General features: G+C 72.1%; 2 protein-coding genes. Both read left to right on the top strand.

Annotated elements, in window-relative coordinates:
* Nucleotides 1-121: 121 nt before the first annotated feature.
* Nucleotides 122-1507, top strand: a complete 1386-nt coding sequence (locus tag KGQ19_RS47620) for a DprA-like winged helix domain-containing protein (protein WP_212022120.1) — start codon at nt 122-124, stop codon at nt 1505-1507.
* A partial coding sequence (locus KGQ19_RS47615; protein ID WP_212022119.1) for a DUF6493 family protein occupies nt 1504-4314 on the top strand: 2811 nt, incomplete at its 3' end. The genes KGQ19_RS47620 and KGQ19_RS47615, both read left to right, overlap by 4 nt.

The following is a 4314-nucleotide window of genomic DNA, read 5'->3' as shown; positions in this document are numbered from 1 at the left end:
GCTCAGGGTCAAGCGGCCAGGGCCAAGCGCTCAGGGTCAAGCGGTCAAGCGGTCAAGGGGACAGGCGGTCACGACATTAGTCCCCTCACCGGCTGTCAGTGTCCGACGCTACCTTCAGAACATGACCTCCACCGCCCAAATATACGGTTATGTCCGCGCGTCCAGCTTGAGCCCGGGTGGCCTGCTGGACCTGCAGACGTCCGGCGGTGTCACCACCGCGGGCCCGGCGGAGCACCCGCGTTTCTTCTCCGGCTTCCTCGGGGAGGCCGAGCCGGCGGCCGCCGCGCTGTTGGGCGTGGCCAACGTGGCGCAGGCCCGCTACTGGCGCCGGGACCTCGCCGCGCTGCGCGATCCGGTCGTGACCTGCAACGGAGATCGCCTCCGGTTCGAGTCGTTCTCCGGCTGCTGTGGCGTCTACGCACGGCTGGACGTGCTGGACGACGCGATGGTCGGCACCGCGCTGGACCGCGGCACCACCAACGTCGACGTCAACAACGACCTGCGGCTGGCGCTGGCCCGGGTGCGAGGCGGTGACCCGCTCAAACTTGAGGTCGGACCTGAGGGTCTGCAGGCCACCACCTTCGACGGCACCGTGGTGGAGCGCAAGGTGCCGCTCCCGGCGCGCTGGCTACGCGGTTTCGCCGAGGTTCAGGCGGTGACCTCCGGTTACGACCTGCGGGCCGAACTCGGCGCGGCGGACGCGGCGCGGTTGCTGCGCGGGCTGCCGAGCTCGTCGCGCGGCGTGCAGTGGCTGGTCCCGGCCGGCCGGACGCTGCGGCTGGCGGCGTCGGGCGGTCCCGGTGCGATCTGCCTGGCCGGTCCGCAGCGACTCAAGGAGCTGCTTCCGTTGCTGCGCTTCGGCGGCAAGCTCCGCGCCTACGGGCCGAACTTGGCGCGCGGGGCCAACCCGGTGGCGTCGGTGTGGCAGCTGGACCTGCCCGGGATGCGCCTGGTGCTGACGCTGTCGCCGGAGATCACCCGGGGCTTCTCGGGGGAGGGCGCGGTGTTGTCGGCGCTGGCCGGGGACGATGTGATCGACGACGCCGAGGCGGTGGCCGCGCTGCTGGCCTTCGACGCGCGGATCGAGCCGGATGTGCTGGCCGAGCAGGCGGGGCTGCCGGTGGCGCGGGTGCGGGCGGCGCTGACGCAGTTGGGGACGGCCGGGCGGGTCGGATACGACCACGCGGACGCGTCGTACTTCCATCGGGAGCTGCCATATGACGCGGAGCGCGCGGCGAAGCAGAATCCGCGGCTGCGCGCGGCTCGGGACTTGCTCGACGCCGGCGCGGTCAGGTGGGACGGGGCGATCGCGACGGTGAAGGTCGAGGACCACGTGCACCGGGTGCGGTCGGCGGCCGACGGGGCGTTGTCGTGCACGTGCCTTTGGTATGCGAAGTACCAAGGTGGGCGGGGGCCTTGTAAGCACATCCTCGCGGCGGATGCCTTCCGGCGCGGGGAGCGTGGCGTGGAATCCGAGACCGACGAAGCGGTGGTGGGGACGCGATGAGCGCGGAGGGGTTCGGTGAGTTCGCTGGGTTCGCCGCGCTGATGGCCCTCGGCGACGCTGGGCGGATCGCGCCCTACTTCGAGGGGATGACGGAGAAGGAACGGCGTACCTACGTCGCGCCGCTGAAGGAGTTCCTGAAGTCGGTGAGCTGGGGCGCCGTGGAGCGCGGCGACTGGACCGAGATCCGGAAGCGGAGGGTGCGCGCCACCAGCACCATGATCCCCGCCGCGCTCGCGGTGTTTCCCAGCGCCCTGACGACCGCGAAGTTCCTGCGGAGGGTGCAGCGCGAGGGCGTCTTCGATCCCCGGGACCCCGCCGCTATCAAGAAGGTGTTGGCCGACCGCGCTCCGGCCTGGCTGCCCGACTTGCCCGCGGCCCTGCTCGCGACCCTTGAGTCGGACGGTTGCCACCGGTTGGTGGCGGCGGTGAACGAGGTGGCCGGGGTGCCGATGGAAGCGACGCGCGAGTTCTTGCGGGCGTGGGGCGTGGAGTACCTGTGGTCGCCCGACGACGAGAAGCAGAAGGCGAAGCTCCTGGCCGATCCGAAGTTCGGCGAGTACCTGCCGCTGATGTTCGACGATGACGAGAACGACGGGCTGTTCACGTCGTGGTGCGTCTTCCGGGTCACCGCGGTCGAAGCGGTGCGGGCGGGGCTGGTCGCGCGGGCGCCGGTGCTGGACGCCAGTCTGCGGCGGCTGCTGCGCGGCGGGCAGCCCGGGTCGATGCAGGAGCATGTGGCGTTCTGGGCCGTGCTGGAGCCCAGTGACGCGGAGGTCGTCGAGCGGGTGTCCAGCTGTATCAGCCTGCTGTCTGCTCAGAGCGGGACGGTCGCGCGTTCGTTTCTGGCGTCGGTGAAACAGGCCGCTGATGCGGACCTGATCGACGTCGAACTCACGCTGGAGGCCGCTTCCATCGCGGTGACGCGGCCCGAGAAGAACGTGGTCAGGACCGCGCTGACCTGGTTGGACGGGCTGTTCGCGAAGTATCCGGAGCGGACCGGGCAGATCGTGGAGACCGTCGCGATCGCGTTCGGCGCGCAGGCGGCGGATATCCAGGAGCGCGCGTTGAAGGTGGTCGGCAAGCGCGCGAAGGGGTTGGGGGAGGCGGAGCGGGAGCGGTTGGTGGCCGACGCGGCGGTCTACCTCGCGCCGGACCTGGTCGCGAAGCTCGCCGGGCAGCTCGGGGTTTCGCAGGATTCTTCTATAGCCGGCGCCGACGAATCGGGCATCGCTCCGTATCCGGAGATCGCGCCGTATGTGCCGCGGCCTTTGCTGCCGCCGATCGGCTCGCCGGCGGAGTTGGCCGAGGTGGTCGCGTCGCTGTTGCAGTCCGATCCGGCCGAGGCGATGGTCTTCGAGCGGGTGCTGGAGGCGGTCGTGGTGTTCCAGCGGACGGACGCCGCGGGGATGCGCGAGGCGCTGGCGCCGGTGATCGAGCGGTACCGCCCGGGCTGGGACTGGAACTTGTCGCAGATCGGGGAGACGCCGCGGATCATGCTGGGGGTGCTGGCCGCCGCGGCCGCCGGGCTCGGGCAGGACAAGCGGCGCTTGCCGCATCGGGCGAATGTGGGCCAGCTGTGGTCGCGGATGCGGAAGTCGAATCGGGGCCGGCCCCGCCGGACGCGGACGTCGCCCTCGGACTTCCTGTTGGCGCGGCTCGGCGAGGTGCACGCGGCGCTGGGGCTGCCGGACCTGCCGCCGTTGGTGTCGGTGCCGACCTCGCCGACCGGCGCGATCGACCCCTCGGAGTTGGTGCGGCGGCTGCGGGACTGCGAGGCGCAGGGCCTGGAGCCGTTGGAGGCGGACTTCCACCAGGCGCTGCTGCGGCTGCCGGCGGACTGCGGGGCGGTGGACGTCACCGGCTTCCGGTCGAAGGCGGGGCGGCGGCTGGCGGCGTGGGTCGGCGGGGACCGGGTCGAGATCCCCATGCCGGAGTTCCCGGACCCGGCGATGCGGCAGGAGGGGAACGGGGACCTGCTGGCGGCGTACAAGCGGGCGGCTATGCGCGCACACGTTAAGGACCCTGACACGCTGCTGGACCTGATCCGCGGTGTGTGGAGCGAGCCGGAGCGCTGCTGGGACCAGTCGGACTGGGCGGTGTGCTGGCCGGCGATCGTGCCGACGCGGCCGGACCTGGCGGCTGTGGCGATGATCGGCGGTATTGACTGGACGACGGCCCCGGCGGTGGTGGAGTCGGCAGTGGCGTTGGCTGAGCAGGATGGGGCCGGGGTAGGGGATGGTGCGCGGGGCGGTGCGCTGGCTGAGCGGGATGGCGCGTCGGGCAAGCGGGCCGGTGCGCTGGCTGAGCGGGATGGTGCGTCGGCCAAGCGGGATGGCGAGCGGGGCGTGCACGGCGGCCCCCACGATGACCCGCATGGCGGCACGCACCGGGTGATCGCGGCGCGGCTGGTGCACGAGGACGCGCGCATGCGGGCATCCGGCGTCGACGCGGCGCTGGTACTGGCGGCACGCGGACTGCTGAATCCGCCCACGTTGGCCGCCACTCTGGCGATCGAGCTGCCGCTCTCCGGCGCGGGCCTGCGTCGCGCGGTACCGGGCCTGCGCGACCTGGCCAACGCTGGCGCAGCCACGCAGACCTGGCAAGTGATCGCCCTGCTGCTGCCGGCCCTGCTGCCCCCGGCGCTACCAAAGTCACTGCCCGGCACAGCGGACCTGCTGGTTCTGGCGACGGAACTGGCCGGCGTCCTGAAGGCGGGGACGCCGATCCCCGAAGTGACCGCACTGGCGCAGAAGAAGGGCAGCGGCGCGGTACCGAGCGGCGCGCGGCGGCTGGCGGGGGTGCTGGGG

The organism is Catenulispora pinistramenti, from assembly GCF_018274385.1.
GTDB lineage: Bacteria > Actinomycetota > Actinomycetes > Streptomycetales > Catenulisporaceae > Catenulispora > Catenulispora pinistramenti.
This window is presented reverse-complemented; position numbering and strand designations above follow the sequence as displayed.